At 44.8% G+C, this 17,100-nt stretch carries 12 protein-coding genes and 4 pseudogenes; 8 read left to right on the top strand and 8 right to left on the bottom strand.

Annotated features, from left to right (window positions below):
* Positions 1-21: 21 nt before the first annotated feature.
* The 3 genes and pseudogenes from AC0L66_RS24290 to AC0L66_RS24280 all read right to left on the bottom strand — a co-directional run bounded on the left by AC0L66_RS24290 (position 22) and on the right by AC0L66_RS24280 (position 4,635).
* Positions 22-2,232: a VolA/Pla-1 family phospholipase gene (locus tag AC0L66_RS24290; RefSeq protein ID WP_473569782.1), complete on the bottom strand. Its 2,211-nt coding sequence runs from the start codon at positions 2,230-2,232 to the stop codon at positions 22-24.
* An 18-nt stretch (positions 2,233-2,250) separates the two neighbouring features.
* A pseudogene (locus tag AC0L66_RS24285) lies at positions 2,251-3,499 on the bottom strand (outer membrane protein transport protein).
* 341 nt (positions 3,500-3,840) lie between these two features.
* Complete coding sequence (locus tag AC0L66_RS24280; RefSeq protein WP_473569780.1) at positions 3,841-4,635, bottom strand: M48 family metallopeptidase; 795 nt, start codon at positions 4,633-4,635, stop codon at positions 3,841-3,843.
* 168 nt (positions 4,636-4,803) lie between these two features.
* Between AC0L66_RS24280 and AC0L66_RS24275 the strand changes: the two genes are divergently transcribed.
* From AC0L66_RS24275 to cutA, 5 genes are all read left to right on the top strand, one after another.
* Positions 4,804-5,238, top strand: a complete 435-nt coding sequence (locus AC0L66_RS24275) for a hotdog fold thioesterase (RefSeq protein WP_473569778.1) — start codon at positions 4,804-4,806, stop codon at positions 5,236-5,238.
* The gene (locus AC0L66_RS24270; RefSeq protein ID WP_473569777.1) at positions 5,235-5,468 is read left to right on the top strand and encodes a DUF3389 family protein; all 234 of its coding nucleotides are present in this window, start codon (positions 5,235-5,237) and stop codon (positions 5,466-5,468) included. Before AC0L66_RS24275 ends, AC0L66_RS24270 begins: the two co-directional genes overlap by 4 nt.
* Before the next feature lie 64 nt (positions 5,469-5,532).
* Positions 5,533-7,290, top strand: a complete 1,758-nt coding sequence (locus AC0L66_RS24265) for an SgrR family transcriptional regulator (protein WP_473569775.1) — start codon at positions 5,533-5,535, stop codon at positions 7,288-7,290.
* Positions 7,290-7,541 (top strand): hypothetical protein, encoded by a 252-nt coding sequence (locus AC0L66_RS24260; protein WP_265673971.1) that lies wholly within the window; start codon positions 7,290-7,292, stop codon positions 7,539-7,541. The genes AC0L66_RS24265 and AC0L66_RS24260 overlap by 1 nt, the downstream gene beginning before the upstream one ends.
* Positions 7,542-7,555: 14 nt before the next feature.
* On the top strand, positions 7,556-7,876 hold the full coding sequence (cutA, locus tag AC0L66_RS24255; protein WP_265673970.1) for a divalent-cation tolerance protein CutA: 321 nt from the start codon (positions 7,556-7,558) through the stop codon (positions 7,874-7,876).
* Between the two features lie 142 nt (positions 7,877-8,018).
* On the opposite strand, the gene AC0L66_RS24250 is transcribed toward cutA, so the two are convergent.
* Positions 8,019-8,630 carry a DUF2238 domain-containing protein gene (locus AC0L66_RS24250; protein WP_265673969.1) on the bottom strand — a complete coding sequence of 204 codons (612 nt, stop codon included), beginning with the start codon at positions 8,628-8,630 and terminating at the stop codon, positions 8,019-8,021.
* A gap of 228 nt (positions 8,631-8,858) precedes the next feature.
* On the opposite strand from AC0L66_RS24250, the pseudogene AC0L66_RS24245 reads away from it, so the two are divergent.
* Together AC0L66_RS24245 and AC0L66_RS24240 are read left to right on the top strand one after the other, a co-directional pair.
* Positions 8,859-9,697, top strand: a pseudogene (locus tag AC0L66_RS24245) (isopenicillin N synthase family dioxygenase).
* 201 nt (positions 9,698-9,898) lie between these two features.
* A complete protein-coding gene (locus AC0L66_RS24240) occupies positions 9,899-10,507 on the top strand; it encodes a DNA-J related domain-containing protein (RefSeq protein WP_265673967.1) in 609 nt (202 codons plus the stop codon).
* Positions 10,508-10,566: 59 nt separating this feature from the next.
* On the opposite strand, the pseudogene AC0L66_RS24235 reads toward AC0L66_RS24240, so the two are convergent.
* From AC0L66_RS24235 to AC0L66_RS24220, 4 genes and pseudogenes are all read right to left on the bottom strand, one after another.
* Positions 10,567-12,223 (bottom strand): annotated as a pseudogene (locus AC0L66_RS24235) (P-loop domain-containing protein).
* Between the two features lie 153 nt (positions 12,224-12,376).
* A complete protein-coding gene (locus AC0L66_RS24230; protein ID WP_473569773.1) occupies positions 12,377-14,260 on the bottom strand; it encodes a putative bifunctional diguanylate cyclase/phosphodiesterase in 1,884 nt (627 codons plus the stop codon).
* 183 nt (positions 14,261-14,443) lie between these two features.
* Positions 14,444-15,640 carry an enoyl-ACP reductase FabV gene (gene fabV, locus AC0L66_RS24225; RefSeq protein WP_473569771.1) on the bottom strand — a complete coding sequence of 399 codons (1,197 nt, stop codon included), beginning with the start codon at positions 15,638-15,640 and terminating at the stop codon, positions 14,444-14,446.
* A gap of 174 nt (positions 15,641-15,814) precedes the next feature.
* A pseudogene (locus tag AC0L66_RS24220) lies at positions 15,815-16,423 on the bottom strand (arylesterase).
* Here AC0L66_RS24220 and AC0L66_RS24215 point away from each other — a divergent pair.
* Positions 16,422-17,099: an ABC transporter ATP-binding protein gene (locus AC0L66_RS24215; RefSeq protein ID WP_473569770.1), complete on the top strand. Its 678-nt coding sequence runs from the start codon at positions 16,422-16,424 to the stop codon at positions 17,097-17,099. The pseudogene AC0L66_RS24220 and the gene AC0L66_RS24215 overlap by 2 nt on opposite strands.
* Position 17,100 lies beyond the last annotated feature (1 nt).

Here is a 17,100-nt window from a genome sequence, read left to right as displayed (position 1 = left end):
TAGCGGCTAATGGTTCGGTGCTTAAGCGAAAATGGACTGTTGGACATATTTACTGACGCCTTGGCCTTGATCAATATACCCTGGTACGTTGTTAGGCACGGTTCCGTCGCCTTTAACCTGAGCCATATATACTGGCGTTGCAATTGCCTTTAACGTAGTAGCATGTGTGTATGGATCAGCTGTATCCAACACGGTTTGGACCGCGTAACTGAACTCGGTATTCGTGGTTAATATTTTTGCGGTATTTTCTATAGGTGAAGCAAGCTTAAATGCGCTTAGACATGAGTCAAAATAGGTATCAGGATCGGCGGCAAATTGATCGCATGCGCGTGAATTGACGAACGTGTCGTAGCCGATGCCAGCAGACAAGGCGATATTATGAGTGACCAGTGGGCCGAAAGAATCGGAGCCTAGCAAAAGATTGGCGATCTGCCCACCTGAGTTAACAAACGCAGCACGACTAAACCTGAACAGTGGATCAACAGACGCATTTAGTGGCGCGTTGGCTTGAGTGATAGCAGGTACGCCCAATACTCCCCCTAATGAGTGTCCAATGAAGGTTGGAGGGGTTGTGATTGTTGAAGGTAGCGCGGCGAGTGGGGTATCGATAAAACGCAACATGGCTTGATTGGTCGATAATGCCATTCTAAGCGTCATGATATCCAACATGGATTGACGAATATTGTCACGCGCCACGGGTAGTACCGTTAAATTCATGTAATCAGTGACATCGCGTTGCGCGGATGCGCCGTTGGGTAAACGCCTATCTCCGTGAAGAGGCGCATCAATGGCGATGACGGCTTGACCGGCTTTTACTAGATTGGTCGCAAATAAATAAGAGTTCTCTTTCGCTGATGTGATTCCGTGTTGATACACCACAATGCCAGATATCGTTGCGCTGGTGGGGGTGTAAAGCAAAAAATTGACGTCTTGTAGTGATTTGACGGCGGGTACTGGTGAGTATCGTGTCACGATACGTTCTGAATCAAATACACTGCCATCGAGTTTGGTGAAAGATAGCCCCATTAAATCGGCTAACAGCGATTCTGGATCGGTTAAAAATGTGCTTGGATTAATATTGTTCGCTTGAAGTTGCGCGGCAAAATTCGCTTGTTCAGCACTATCACTAATTATACTTTTAGTGATCGCGAGGCTATCCGTGCCAGATTCAAATGGTTGGGTATTCCAGCTGTCACCGGTTTCTAAATAATAGGGCAGTGTAATCGTCCCTTTTGTCACCGATACTGTACCTGCAGCGACGCTATTGTAATTGGCGATCACAGCATTTCGTGTATCGTTAGAAAGCCCTAAGTAGGTGGTGAAGTTGTCGTCGCTCGCGAGAGCGGTAGCAAGGTCAACGGGTGTAGAAAAGGTCATCTCACCAATCCGGTTAACGTCGGCATTATTTGGGTTTGCTGATCCTTTCCAAATATCGCTGTAGGATTTGGTCGGGTCTTGTGCCGCCGCAAGCATCCCTTTGGTTGCATAAAGCGTGGCACCAATAGATTGGGTAGAAAACCAAGTGGAATAAACAATGCTGTTGGGGTCGATAGCGCCAGCGCTATCGCTGTGGATCAGTGCCTCAACCCCTTGCACAACTTGTTGAACCGTTGCGAGCGATCCTTCACTGTAAATTTTGGTTTGGGATTTTAACGCCGCGTAGCTCTGAGAGGTACCGACCGAATCCCCGTTGGCGTCCAGCAGGGTATTGTTAACCGCAATGATATATTCACTTGAGCCAGTAAGGTCTATAAGAGGAATGACGATGAGAGTTGTACCCTGTGTTTTCAGTACATAATCAACACCATAAGTCAGTAACTTTTCTGGTAACGGTGAGTCTGAAGTTAAGCCTTTTGTCAGCTTAACCATAGTGACTGATGTGGCAGCGGGCGTGCTTGTTAGTGGTTTGTCGAATTTTATTGCAATAGGAGAGGTGGTGGACCACCCATCAGTTTGTCCCATTGCTGCGATGGGGTTGCTCAGTGCGTCATTTCCACCTGTCGGAATTTCTAATGTACCATCGACGGTGTTCATTAGCGCAAAGGTTGGAAAAGGAACATCGGCGTTTGCGCCCTGAAGGGTATACACCACTTTGGTTGGTTTACTGAGTAGGGCTTGAATGTGTTGTTCATAAGTCGCGGTGGTTGGGGTTCCAGACAGTTCACTTTCACCACCACAGGCAGACAAAAGCAGTGCGCCAGAAATGATCGACGCTAAATATAATGGTTTCATAGTCGTATCCTTACTGACTTAGTTGAATTGGTAGTTAACTTGAAGTGCGCCAATATACGCAGTGGAATCACCACTAAATTGCAACTCTTGACCTAACTTGTCGACTTCGGTAAATGATCCGGACTTTCCTTGAAGAAACGTCAAACCCGCATCCACTGAAAGCGCCGAGCTCATTTGATAAGTGATGCCCGCTGAATACCAATAACGGTCTGAATCTGGGATGCTTAATGTAGCTTCACCTGCTTGTTTATCTAATGCAAAGCCAGCACGCAGTGTCCAATCATGAGTTAGATAGTGGCTAAATCCTGCCGAGTAACGGTTACTGTCTTCATAGTTTTCTTTTTTATAGAAGCATTCTCCGGGCACACTACCGCCAGTACAGGTCGGGGATGTCGCTTTAAGTTCTTTAAAACTACTCCACTCTGTACGCTGTAGTCCGTAATGAATCGCCCATTTTTCTGCCACTTTGTGATAGCCAGAAAACTCCCAAATAGCAGGCAGGGTCACGTCTAAATCAGCCTTAGTGTTTGGGGGCGTTGAAATGCCACTGTCATAGCTGGAAAAATCGCCATCTTCGAATGCAAGATCGATCGCAGAGCGGTACGAGAAACCAAAGCGGTGGTTGTCATTGACTTCATAAAGTGCGCCGAGGTTCCAGCCAAAAGCATAAGTATCACCTTTCATCGAAATGAGCATATCACTTGCAGAGCCGCCTAAAAATGGGGCTAATGCACCTTTGTGACGATTTAACTCTGCTTCTGCATAAACCAGATTTACGCCGCCCCCAACTGAGAAATGTTCGTTAATGCGGTAAGCGACATTTGGATTTAAGTTGACGGAAATAAGAGCAGTATCACCATACTAAATCACCAGCATAGGCTTTATCTGGGTAATCTGTCGCAACACCGTAAGTACTAAAAAGTCCGATCCCCCACGCCCATTGCTCATTGATAGGGCTAATGTAGTAGGCTCCTGGCACGAGTTGCATTGGCGCCACGTCTTTCATTTGCTGGTTATTGGTGTCATCGGTAATATTGACGTTGGGATCGACGAGAGTGATTGCACCTGAAAACTGTGCATTATCAAATAGCGTCATAGCTGCCGGATTTCGAGCGAGTACACTGGCGTTATCGGCGACAGCACCCTCGCCTGAAAACGCTCGACCTAAACCAGACGCCGAATGTTCGTTTGCTTGAAAGCCAGCGGCAAGCGAGGTAGGTGTGATAACCCCCAATATAATGGGCGTAAGGAGCGCTCTTTTTTTCATTATAAATTCCCTTTTTAAGCAATATTCTTAAATGAGCTAGTAACGGACTGTTATCGTTTCGCTGAATATCTTCCTACCTTTCATCGTAGTGTTTGGAGATGAAGTAGGACTTATACTGATTAGACCAGTTGTTAATGTCATGTAAATTATTGGTAAAATCAAGGTTAAAGTGCGTTAAGTGTGACAAAACAAATAATAGTGACTGCGCTGATGGGTATGGAGACGAGAGGAGGTGAGGATTATCGAAAAAGGCGGTGCAGGGAACACCGCATAAACTTTTGAGTGATGGAACCGGATAAATGTCGTCGAATAGACGAGAACGAAGCCATTAGTAATGAGTGTTAAACACTAGGCTTTTTACAATTTGGGGCCTTAGTGGCGTACGCGGGTAATGTTGCAGCCTTGGATTTAAGATCGTTGATTCGGGTATCGTGGGAAGGGTGCGTTGAAAGTAATTCTGGTGGTTGATTTCCCCCGGACGCTTTCGCCATGTTTTTCCACAAATCAACACTTTGTCGTGGGTCAAAGCCACTTTTTGCCATCAGTTCTAGGCCGACAATATCGGCTTCAGATTCTTGAGTCCGCCCGTAGGGGAGGATTACGCCATACTGAACACCGACACCAAGTGCTGCCATGGTGACATTTTGGTACTGTGATCCGCCGAGGGCGACGTTAGTGATTTGCATACCGGTATTGGCAAGTTGTGACTGTGACAACCTTTCATTGCTGTGGTCGGCGAGAACGTGAGCGACTTCGTGGCCGATAACCGTAGCAAGTTGATCCGGTGTGACAGCGACGTTAAGTAAACCAGTATAAACGCCAATTTTACCGCCTGGTAAAGCGAAGGCATTAACCTGTTCACTGTCGAATACCACCACTTCCCACTCAGAAAACTCCGCTTGAGGTGGAACATGATCGGTAATGGCTTTCGCGACACATTGCACGTAGGCGTTGGTTGCTTGGTTATTACTGATTTTTTGCTCTTTCTTCATTTGCTCAAAAGATTGGGCACCCAACTGGCTCATTTCGTTGTCTGAAAATAGAATTAATTGATTACGCCCAGTCGGTGATGATGAACACGCTATGATGGAAGATGTAATGATTGCGGCAGCGCTTACTTTTGCCCAAGTGTTCATGATGTTGTTACTCCTATGCATCCGTGCTAGCACTTTCTGTTTGTCAAAGTATAAGATTACGTAAAGAACAGCGTAGCGGTGAACAGTTGTGATTTTATGATATTTGCCAAACGAAAGAACTCAAGGCATCATACTTTTTATTAATGGCTCTAAGTATAGGATTTAACAGTGAGTATTTGGAAGAAGAAACTCTCATTAGCTGCGCTAAATCGCACTTCCGAGAATACACTGATTGAACATTTGCAGATTGAATACACGGATTTTTCCGACAATTCATTGTCTGCCACCATGTCGGTATGCAGCTTTACTCATCAGCCTTTAGGGATGTTACATGGCGGTGCATCGGTAGTGTTAGCCGAAACGTTGGGGTCACTTGCTGCGAATTATTGTGTCGATGAAAATCATTACTGTGTGGGATTAGATATCAACGCCAACCATGTACGAGCGATGCGTTCTGGGCATGTTATTGGTTGTGCAACACCGGTACATTTAGGGGTGTCTACTCAGGTGTGGCAAATTGACATTACCGACTCCCAGCAACGATTGGTTTGTACGAGTCGTTTGACCATCGCGGTCAAGAAACACAAAAGAGTGACATCATGACGGTCGAATTTAGTGGTGGAAAAGTGTTGATGACCCCTCATGAAATTGTGGTTCGATTAGCGAGTAACCAAGCGACTTTACAAGCTCAAGTAGACGCCGTTCAGTTAATTTTGCCAGCGTGCGTTATTTCCGCTAACGGTGCCGAATGCAAATGGTCTATCCGCTTAGATAATCAAGAACAGATTCAACAGATTGCGAATGAGACAGGTATCGAGGTTCTGTCTTTGTAACTTGCTAATTGCACTCGTAAAGAGGAAACTAACACCAAAGTCATTTCTTGAGCCTTTCCTCTTTATGAGTAGTCCTCGTCTTCGTAAACAGTTTGAAACCTTATTCGAACACTTCTCTGGTCAAAATGCTGAAACGCAGCTTGATGATGTCACCGAAATACTGTTTTGTACGCGCCGCAACGCCCGCATCGTACTTAACAAGCTAGAAGAGGCAGGTTGGATCGAATGGCACCCTGCGGCAGGTCGTGGGAAACTCTCTACTTTAAATTTTAAGCAAAACCGTAACGACGTCAGTGAAACGCTCGCTCGCCGTTATCTTGAAGAAGGACGAATCGGACACGCGCTGAATGTCTTAGATAAAGATGCCAATCGTCTTAGTAAAGTGATTCAAAGCTATCTAGGGGTAACGCAGACTGATGGCAAGCAAGTCATCCGCCTACCGTATTATCGCGCACTTTCTATGCTTAATCCGGCTAAGCCGTTGCGCCGTTCCGAGTTGCACATTGCTAGGCAGGTATTCAGCGGGCTAACCAAACTTGATGAGCATGATGAGATCAAGCCCGATCTCGCCCATCACTGGCAGCAGTTGAGTGACTGTCATTGGCGTTTTTACATCCGACCTGGTGTGCGCTTTCATAATGGTGAACTACTGACGATTGAACATATTATTTCAAGTATTGAGTCATTAAAAACATCGAGATTGTTTTCTCATATCGATCATGTGGTTAGCCCGTCTCCTTGGGTGCTCGACGTTCACTTCTCGCAACCTGATTTTCAAGCGGCTTTTTTGTTTGCGGAAATCAGCGCTAAGGTGTTACCCCCGCTCAACATGAGAAACGATGATTTTGATCGGTTTCCTATTGGTACAGGCCCTTATAGCGTCACCACGAATAATGAAAAGCGCCTGATTCTCTCTGCTTTTGATGGGTATTTTGGGTATCGACCATTGCTTGATACGGTCGAAGTGTGGATCATCGATGAACCTCATTCTACTCTCGTGTTTCCGACTCTAGCGGACCCTATTGCAGGGGCTCGCTCTGAAAAACATGATGATATTGAGCTCGACCCAGGATGCACCTATCTATTGCTTAACCGTGTCAGTGGTCTTGCTAAAGACGATACTTGGGCACGTTATTTAACGAAAAAATTGACGTCTTTAGCGGTATTCAAAAAGTTACCAGAAAGCACAGTCACCGATTTGGGCATTATCCCTGCTCATGGATTAAAACCAGGTTGGTATCACCAGCCAATACACGCTGATTCTATTCAATATGAGAACATGCAAGGACTTGAGCTCACTAGAGATATTAAAATCGCTTATTATTCAGAGCATCCTACATTCCCAGACATTTCGCGAGCAATAGAAGAGTTATTGAAACAAGACGGAATACGTACTCAGTTTATTCGTTATGGTCATGACTCTCCTGATGCTGAAAATGTGGATATCTGGATAAGACCAATGGGTATAGCGACAAAAAGGGAAGAAGCAATTGCTGGTTGGTTGTTGGATTATAGTGGCATTGAGTTGATGTCCAAGCCAGAGGACTTTTTGGCATGGTCGACGTTGGTAGAAGAATGGCGAAGCCAAGAAGATTATAAGTTTCCAGCCCAAGAAATTGCTAAGCAGTTGGTGCAAAGTTACCAAGTCATACCTATGTTTCATTGCTGGTTAGGTATCAGCAAAGATCATTGCGGTAGCCTACAAAACGCCAAATGTAACGCCCTTGGGTGGTTTGACTTTAGCCAAGTTTGGGTCAAACCCGACGAATTGGTCTATCAAAACTACCCGCTCACAAGTGACAGTAATAAGAGAGACGGGTAATGGCGAAACCCAATAGTAAAGCGCCAGCAAAATCGGTGGATGTGTTTTGTAGTAAATGTGGCGCCAAGCTCTATCGCTATAAAAAAGGCGGAAAGGGCGCGTTGGTAAAGTGTTTCAAAGAAAGAATTACCGAAGATTACACGAATGATTTAGGCGTTTGCCCAGACTGTGACAGTGTATTTGGGCGCGATACCTTAGTTCGCGGTACCCCTGCTATTAAGATGGTAGGTGGTAAGGTCCGTATGAAATAAATTGGAGAAGTTCAGTGAAGTCTAATGCGATAACGGTACTCACCACGGTGCCCAATGAACAGCAAGCAAATGTTATTATTACGGGATTGTTGGAGAAACAGTTAGCGGCTTGTATTCAAACGCAAGTGATCGGCAGTCACTATATGTGGGAGGGTAAAGTGTGCCATGAACAAGAGATGTTGTTGATCATTAAATCCACGAACGAAGCTTATTCGAAACTCGAGCGCCTGATTATTGAACTCCATGATTATGAGGTGCCGCAAATCGTGGCGCTGCCCATAGAAGCGGGGTATAGACCTTACCTAAACTGGTTAAAGAGCCATGTAAAACCATAATGTGGAACGACCAAGAGTCACACCGATGAGTGACCTGGCCGTTGTTTGGGATGAGGTAATACCGTTGACGACTTCTGTGGGTCTTTATTTACTATCATGCGGTGGTTAATTAGTTGCATGACTGTTTTTTAAGCAAACGCTATCAACGAGATACGCTATGGCGGCGTGTGAGAGTAAGAAACAGCAATAGGGATGTAACCGCCCCTAACGTGTCACAGAGCATATCCTTTTGCGCATCCCATATATCGCCTTGCGATCCCAAAAACGCGATGCCTTCATCGCCGCCAGCCAAAACGGCATACCACCACTCAATAATTTCGTAGGCGGCGGCTAAACTCATGATGGCAAACAAAGCGAAGAGTGTGGCGGGTATTTTTGCCATGAGTTTGGTTTGGTGTACGTATTCTGCTATTGAAAACGCGTACAAGCCGATGGAAAAATGCGCGACACGGTCAAAATTATTTCGTTCAGAGCCGATCAATTCGTTAAACCAGTCAAACGGGACCTCTGCAAAGGTGTACTTTGCCCCAACCGTGTGCAGCGCTAGCCAAATGAACATCAGCATATAGGCGATGTTAGAGAAGGTGAAGCGCCGAGATACAATCCAAATCAGCACTAAAATTCCAATAGCAGGGATGATCTCAGCAATCCAAACCGCACGAGAGTGGGGATCGATAGATGAAAACCCTAAGATGACTGTATAGAGCAGGGTCAAAACCACCAAAGTGGGGCGCGGCGCAAGTGAAGCGGTCATTTAGTATCCTTACCAGTCACGATTGAATCACTATAGTACATTTTATTTTCTGTGGGTGTTGGCATGTCGATGTCATTACATGCTAGGCCAACGGATTGAATACTGAATTTGTGTGATGTAGTTCACATTGCAAGTGGTTGTTGCTGAAATTGAGTCAGCAATACTTTGAAAGTACGCTAACTTTTTCTTAACATCGCCCCACAACAAAAAAGATACGAAAGTGAAGTCATGAAATTAGAAACTGTCGATTATTTAGATCCCAATGCTCCGGAATTATTTGTCAATTCACTAAGAGAAACGGGGTTTGGTGTATTAAAAAATCATCCGATCCCTAAGTCATTAGTTGAATCCATCTATAAGAACTGGCAAGTGTTTTTTAATTCTTCTGAGAAAGAAGGTTATCGATTCAACGTAGACACCCAAGATGGATACTTCCCGCCTAGCGTGTCCGAGGTTGCGAAAGGGCATGCGGTAAAAGACATTAAAGAGTACTTTCATATCTACCCATGGGGACAAATTCCAGTAGAGCTAAAGAGTGAAATTCTAGACTATTATTCGCGTGCGAATGCCTTTGCTGAAGAGCTATTGGGCTGGGTTGAATCGCATGCACCAAAAGATGTACAAGAAAAGTTTTCTATCGCCCTGTCGGAAATGATTAACAATAGTGACAAGACCCTATTGCGGGTATTGCACTATCCGCCAATGACGGGTGATGAAGAACCCGGGGCGATCCGAGCAGCAGCGCATGAAGATATTAACTTATTGACCGTGTTGCCTGCGGCAAACGAGCCTGGATTGCAGGTGAAAACGCAAGATGGGGGTGGTTAGATGTGCCTTGTGACTTTGGCAACTTGATCATTAACATTGGTGACATGTTGCAAGAAGCCAGTGGAGGATACTTCCCATCTACCACGCATCGCGTGATTAACCCAACGGGTGAGAAGCAAACCCAATCAAGAATATCGTTGCCGTTATTTCTGCATCCCAAACCTGAAGTGGTATTATCTGAGCGCTATACTGCCGACAGTTATCTAATGGAACGTTTACGAGAGCTCGGTGTAATCTAGCTCAGCAAGTCGTTGGATCGTACGAGTCTAAAGCCAGTGAATGAAGACACTGGCTTTTTTGTGTTTAAAGCAGCCTAGAGTCAAATGTTCAACAATGTAGCGCTAACTCGAATGGTCTCTTGGTTAGGCAACGAGCGTTTTAGCGACGCATTCAATTTGGAGAAGTGCTAACATAAAAAGAGTGCATTAGGGAGCAATGTGTTGACAGAGCAAAGAGATAGCGAAGTTCATGCCTTTAGAACCGAGGATAATCCATTAATCTGGTCGGTGCTAAATCGTTTAGAAGCAAGCACGAGCAGTTGGAAGATTCATGTGTTAGCTTCGGAGCTAATGAATGATAATTTAATCCCTGTGCTTGATGAGCGACCAGAAAAAGATCTGTTCAAGCGTAACTTTCTATTGATGAATGCTTTATACCAACTACAAGGAATGTTGGTACCTGAAAAGTGGCTAAATGTAGAAGCGATGAGCATCGAACTGCTGCCTTTTGATGCAGACAATCACGGTATTTCTCCTTCCGATCCACTGCGTCAATATTACTTAGATTGGTCTCATTATGAAGCGGACACGTTGGAAGTAAAACGGTTACTGAATGACTTTTGGGATCGATATCAGGCGCATGTTGGCGCGAAGGACGTGACAATGTCACAGCGTAAGGCGTTCGATTTTTTTAATCTGGACGAAACCGCCACATCAAAAGATATCCGCCAAGCCTGGCGTCGCTGCGCATTGAAGTGGCATCCCGACCGTGAAGGAGGGGATGCGGAACAATTTAAATTAGCCTGCGAAGCGTGGTCGTTATTGAAATAATCCCGACAAAAACACATGTTTATCATTGCTACGCTTCATCGATTGCGTGCTTAGCTTGCTTATCTTGGTTGACGCATTTTAGCGCTGCGCAGCCTATTTAATGCTGAAAGAGCATCAATAACACGAGGTTTTGCCAAATCCCCTGAATTAGGCATTCTTGAGCTCCAATCCCCCTCTAGCAATGTCTGCATCGCTTTTGGTGGGTGCTCTGACCAACCTGGTTGCTGTGCGAGTTGGAATATTAACCAACCAATTGCATTTAGCTCAGCATTGGACTCTAATTGCTCCAACGCTTTTAGATCGATAGTTTCTTTACCAAAGCGTAATGAGTTGCCGCCTTTCCCTGATACACGGAATTTTCCTTCCGCTAAAATCGACATTAAGTGTTCTGAATCAACATGGCGTGGCGGAATCATCTCCAGTGGCTTTTCGCTCTCATTTTGTCGCTCACTAGGGTGTAGTTTAACGACTTCTTGTGCTTTTTCGGTCACATCAATAGCTTGATAGTCATGCATTTGAATGACGGTATTAGCAACATCAAGATAATCGCCAGAGCCGCCCATGACAATCATGGTGGAGATATCAAGCTCATCGCGCAATTGACCAACCCGATCGACAAATGGAGTAATAGGTTCGGCCCCTTTAGCGACAAGCGCTTGCATACGCTCATCACGAATCATAAAGTTGGTCGCCGAGGTATCTTCATCAATTAAGATGCCCGTCGCTCCCGCTTCAATAGATTCTTGTAGCCACGCAGCCTGAGACGTCGAACCTGAGGCATCTTGAGTGCTGAAGTCACTGGTCTCTTTACCAAAGGGCAGGTGGTTGATGTAATTGCTTAAGTTCAAGTTGTGAATTGAACGACCATCTTCTGCTTTGATTTTAGTTGCGTCAGTTGAGGTAACAATGCACTCGCGACCATCGCCAGGAATGTGGTTGTAGATTGAACGCTCGATAGCGTTAAGTAACGTAGACTTACCATGGAAACCACCCCCAACGATTAAGGTCACGCCTTTTGGTACACCCATTCCCTTCACTTCGCCGTGATTCGGACGTTGCAGTGTCACTTCTAGTGAGAGTGGTGACACAAATGCAATGGCGTCTTTCATCGGGAAATCACAGTTACCTAGCAATACGTGGTAGCACACTGCCATTGGCAACAAAAGCAATGAGATTGTGTTCGTCTAGCTGACGACGCAGTGCGTCTTGGTCTTCGATCACTTCACAGTGGCGCTTAAGCGCTTCGACATCGATTTCACGTTCTAGCGTACATTTACGAATATACTTTGGGAGGTGGAATGTCAGGATGTTCGAGGCTTTCTTGCCTAAGATATTTCGACCTTCTGCTGGTAGGTTAACTCGAAAACGTAACTCAATACCTTCATCACTAAAAACCACCGAGGTGGAATCCATAACGGTTTGGCCCGTTAATGTGACAGAGACACTGTTTTCTTGCTTGGCAAAGTCGGCAAAGGTACGTGCAATAAAGTCACGCGCCGCAATCTGATAGCTTGGTGAACAGGCTTTAAGCCATTCCAAACCTATTAACGACCATTTTCTAAAGGCGCGAACTCGAGATGCGGTGGCGTACGGGTCGGATTGGACGTGATCAATATAAAAATCGAAATCAGTAAAGTCGTATTGGCCTTTAATTTGTTGGTAGGCTCGGTAGTTCTGTTTTTCAATTTTCTTTAGTTTGGCTATCAATTGATCCATGACGCAAATTCCGCATTTCTAGAGTTTGGGGCGCGATTATAGGAGCCGCGCTAGTGATGGTAAAGACATAAACGTCATTCTACCGACGAAGAGTACGTTATTCCTTGTTTTTACGCATATTCGATGTCTTCAAAGCATGCTATTACGCATAGTCTAACGGATGATGAAATTACGCGGGACTGGGTATTGTTTAATGAGCTGTCGTTCAAACACGTCACGAGGCATAGGTTTAGCGTAGAAATATCCTTGGCCAATATCGCAGCGCTCTAGTCGAATAAACTCGTGTTGTGCTTCACTTTCAACGCCTTCAACCACGACTTGCTTGTTCAGTTTTTTAGCAATGGTAATAATTGAACGTAAAATGGCTTTATCCTGCTTGCTATACAAAACATTACTAAGAAATTCTTTGTCGATCTTAAGTGCATCAAAGGGCAATTGTTTTAGGTAATTAAAGGAGGCATAGCCCGTGCCAAAGTCATCAAGTGCAAACATGACACCTTGTGCTTTGAGCTTTTCAATATTGCTTCTTGCTACCTCGAAGTTATCGACAAGACAACTCTCCGTTAATTCTAATTCTAGATTACCTGGAGGGAGTTCATGCTGAGTGAGCAGATCGGTGACTTTGTCTGCAAAGTGTAAAGCGCAAATCTGTTTGGCTGACACGTTGACAGATAAATGAAATTCAGGGGCAATTTGAATCCATTCCGAGGCCCGATCTATGGCGCTCCGTAACACGAAATAACCGACCTCGATAATGAGACCATTTTTTTCCGCCATGTGAATCAATGCTTCATTTGATACATCACCCAAAACAGGGTGCCGCCATCGCAGTAAGACTTCAGCGCCAGTCCACTGTCCCGTGTCGAGGCTTACTTTTGGTTGGAAGTGCAAAATAAGGTCGTCATTTCGAACCGCTTGCAATAGGTAGTTCTCGAGCTGGTTGAACTCTTTTTGTTCAACTTGGTCAGCATAAGAAAAGACGTTGACAAGATTACCTGACTCCTTACATGCGACGGACGCTTGATAGGCATTATTTATAAGGTCAGTGGCGTTACTTGTATGGTAAGAGTTGGCTACGCCCATATACGTGTGTAGATGAATTTCTTGTTGATCAATGTTGAAGCCTTCACGAGCGACGCTGGAGAGACTTTGGCATAAGTTGGGTAAAAACATATCATCTAACGAGGGAACAATAGCGGCAAGGGCGATTTCTGTAGTGGAAATACGGGCAATATGGCTAACATGGGGCGTGTTTAAGTGGATCATATTTTCAAATTCGCTCAATAACAGATCAAAGGATTGATAGCCAATGCGCGCTTGTACACGCTCACCGTTAGTGAAATGAAGAAAAATGACCGATAGGTAAACTTTGCCAGATTTTACCGTGGTACTGCGTAAGATACGCTGAAGAGCTAATTCGAAGCCAGCCCTATTTAGCATTTTTGTCGAGGGGTCATGGGTGACTTGAAACTGCATTTGTGTGCCGAGTTCGCTGTGCTGACTCTTTAATGCCTCGACCATCGCATCTAGCTGGGCAATTTTTTTATCTTTACTTTGCAGTTGCTGTTGAAACTCTTTTTTTGCCTTAAAAAGTTCTGTAGATAAACGGCGCTGTGTTAAGTACGTATCAATTTGAGTGAGAGATAGTCTGATAAGTTGGCTTGTATTTTCTGCTGGTGGGCAAGCTGCAAATATTCCGAGTTGATAACCATGATGTGAAGCTGGTAAATATTGGTAATGTATATGTGTATCGGTAGTAAGGTAGCCAAGACGCACTAATATTGTTCGTAGAGCTTGCTGTATTTCCGTGGTTTTTGGCTTTGACTTAATGAAAGTGACAGGCGGCAATGTGGTTTGCGGTTGAGTGTTGTTCGAGTAGTCAATCCATTGGATTGAAAGCTGCTTATTTTCAACAATACACCACCCAAAGCACCTCACTGAGTGCACCACCAGATGGTTGCGGATTATGTCTGAAACCTTGTTACAGTCAGACGGTGTTAGGGATTTGATTTCGATAGTGCTTTCTGTTCGTTCCATTTTGGGTTACCACGTCCTGTGGGTAATTATCAACGTCAATCCGGCGATTTATGTTGTTCTGAACGGTTTAAGTATACGTGCTGAATTGGAAGGCAGAAAAAAGGCTTTCCGTCACGAGAGGGAAAGCCTAATAAATCAACGATGTGTCTCAAATGTGAGATGGTGTTACGCAGTATGGCTAAACTAAGGTGTAAGAGTCTTAAGTTTATCTACGTCAGTTCTTTTAGCGTAGTCCACACCTTCTAAGCCAAAACCATTAAGGTTTAAGAATTCTTGCTGGAAGCCATCAAAATCCCCAATTTCTTTAAAGTTACTCTCGTCCATTTGACTTAAACGTTCCGCAACTTGTCTTTGGATTTCTGGATCCAATTCTAAGTCGTCGACCCTTAGTAACCTTTCGCCATCAACGGGTACCTTGTCTTGACCATAAAGTTTAGTGCTAAATAGCCGCTGCATTTGTTCAATACAGCCTTCATGAGTGCCTTGTTCTTTCATGGTTTTGTATAGTGCCAATAAGTAAGGCGTTAAACCTGGGATGAAAACACTCGCTTTAGTGACAAGTGCCTTACAAACGGCGGCATAGGCGTTACCATTGAAATGCGCAAGTTCGAGATTGAGTGCATGGCTGGTTTGATGCAAATCAACCTTGGCTCTGCCTAAGGTACCATCAAGATAGATAGGGTGGGTGACTTCTGGACCGATATACGAAAAGGCAATGGTTTTACAGCCATTGGCAATGGAATCAGTATTGATGAGGGTGTCAATCCAGTTCTCCCAGTCCTGTCCACCCATGACTTTAAGGGTACCCTCAATCTCGTCATCGGTTGCAGGGGCAAGGGTGGTATTTTCCCACTTCTGTGTTTCGAGATTAATAATGGCGCCAGAAACACTTTCACCAATTGGTTTAATGGCTGAGTGCCAATAGTTACCGTCTTCTTTGGTGCGGCGACCAGACGCTAAGCTATAGATAATGAGGTCCACTTCACCTTCAAAATAGGTCTCTATGGCTTCAATGACTTGTTCACGGGTTTCCGATGAGTATGCGTCACCAATAATGTTAATCGCTTGGCGACCAGCTTGCTGGGCACGATGTTTGAAATGGATGTTGTTGTACCAACCTGCAGAACCAACGCCCTTTTCGGAAGGACCGTGTTCAAACGACACACCAATGGTGTCCGCTTCTGCGCCACCAAATGTCAATGCGATGCGTGCCGCTAAGCCAAATCCGGACGAGGCACCCAAAATAAGCACACGTTTCGGACCATCTTTGATTGGAGTGGCGGATTTCACGTATTCAATTTGATTATCGACCGCCTTTTTGCATCCTTCTGGATGAGATGAGCGAGCAATAACACCGCGAATAACTGGTTCAATTATCATTAATTACAACCTATCTAAGACGATGATAAAGAATTAGGGTAACGTAATAATGTTTAATCTACATTGAGCTAGACCATTAAAAAACGGTGTTTTTGAAGGGCTAATGTTAGTAAATAGCCCTTTATAGGTGAGCCAGTGAGTGTGGTAACGTATTAACTTGTAATACGCATTCCGTTATAAATAGGGGCGTAGTGCGTTTGCAACGCTCTCTGCTATGAATGGTTGCGCTTCAGCTTTCGGGTGTAAACCATCGTCCATCATCCATTCTGATTTGGTGATGACGTCTTCTAGGAAGAAGGGAATCAAAGGCGTGGCAGTTTCTTCCGCAATTTCAGGGTAGATAGCTTCAAACATTTTTGCATACCTTTTGCCATAATTAGGTGGAATGCGAATCTGCATTAGCATAACCTTTGCACCTGAATCTTCGCTCATACGTATGAGTTGCAGCAGGTTATTTTTTACGATGTTGGGCTGGAACCCCGTAGCCCATCATTAGCACCAAGCTCAATAAGAACATAATCAGGATTATGGCTGTCGAGCAGTGAAGGTAATTTGGCCAAGCCATTACCGAGTGGTGTCGCCAGACACGCTGCCATTTACTACTGTAATGGGGCGATCAACCGTTGATAGTAGGCTTGGTAGTAAGGTTGGCCAACTCTCTTCGGCTTTCATATTGTAGCCTGCACTGAGGCTGTCGCCGAGAATGAGTAAAGAGGCGGCTTTAGCATGGAATGATGCTAGGGATAAAATAAATAAAACTATAAAGGAACGTTGCCAAATCATGAGTTCTTCCATCATAAAAGCCGAATCGGTATCAAAAGTAGTGTCTACGAAAACCGAGCAATTAACAATCCTAGAAAACGTAAATCTTTCGATAGAGCAAGGTGAGTCCATTGCTATTGTGGGTACATCAGGGGCGGGCAAGTCAACCTTAATGACATTACTTGCGGGTCTAGATGTACCAAGTATTGGCGAGATTGAGTTATTGGGCGAAAAAATATCAATACTCGATGATGAAGCGCGCGCGGCGCTGAGAAGCCAACACTTGGGGTTTGTCTTCCAAAGTTTTTTGTTGATCCCAAGTTTAACGGCTCTGGGGAATGTGACGTTGCCCTGTCTATTGAGAGGGGAAAATGAAGACGTTGAAAAAGCAACGCGTTTGTTGGAGTCGGTTGGCCTTGGCCACCGATTAGGCCACCTTCCTTCTCAATTATCAGGTGGTGAGCAGCAACGCGTCGCCATTGCTCGGGCATTTATGACCAACCCCAAAATACTCTTTGCCGATGAACCCACCTGTAATCTTGATCAAAATACAGCGCATAAAATAGTGGAACTATTGTTTAACTTGAACCAAGAACACGGTACGACTCTTGTTTTGGTCACACATGATCTGTCTCTAGCCAAACGATGTGACCGAGTGTTCCTGATGAACGCAGGTCAACTAACTGAGGATCATTAAT

It is taken from the genome of Vibrio sp. GJ43-1 (assembly GCF_055808835.1).
The sequence above is the reverse complement of the archived record's forward strand: the minus strand, read 5'-3'. Positions and strand labels throughout refer to the sequence as shown.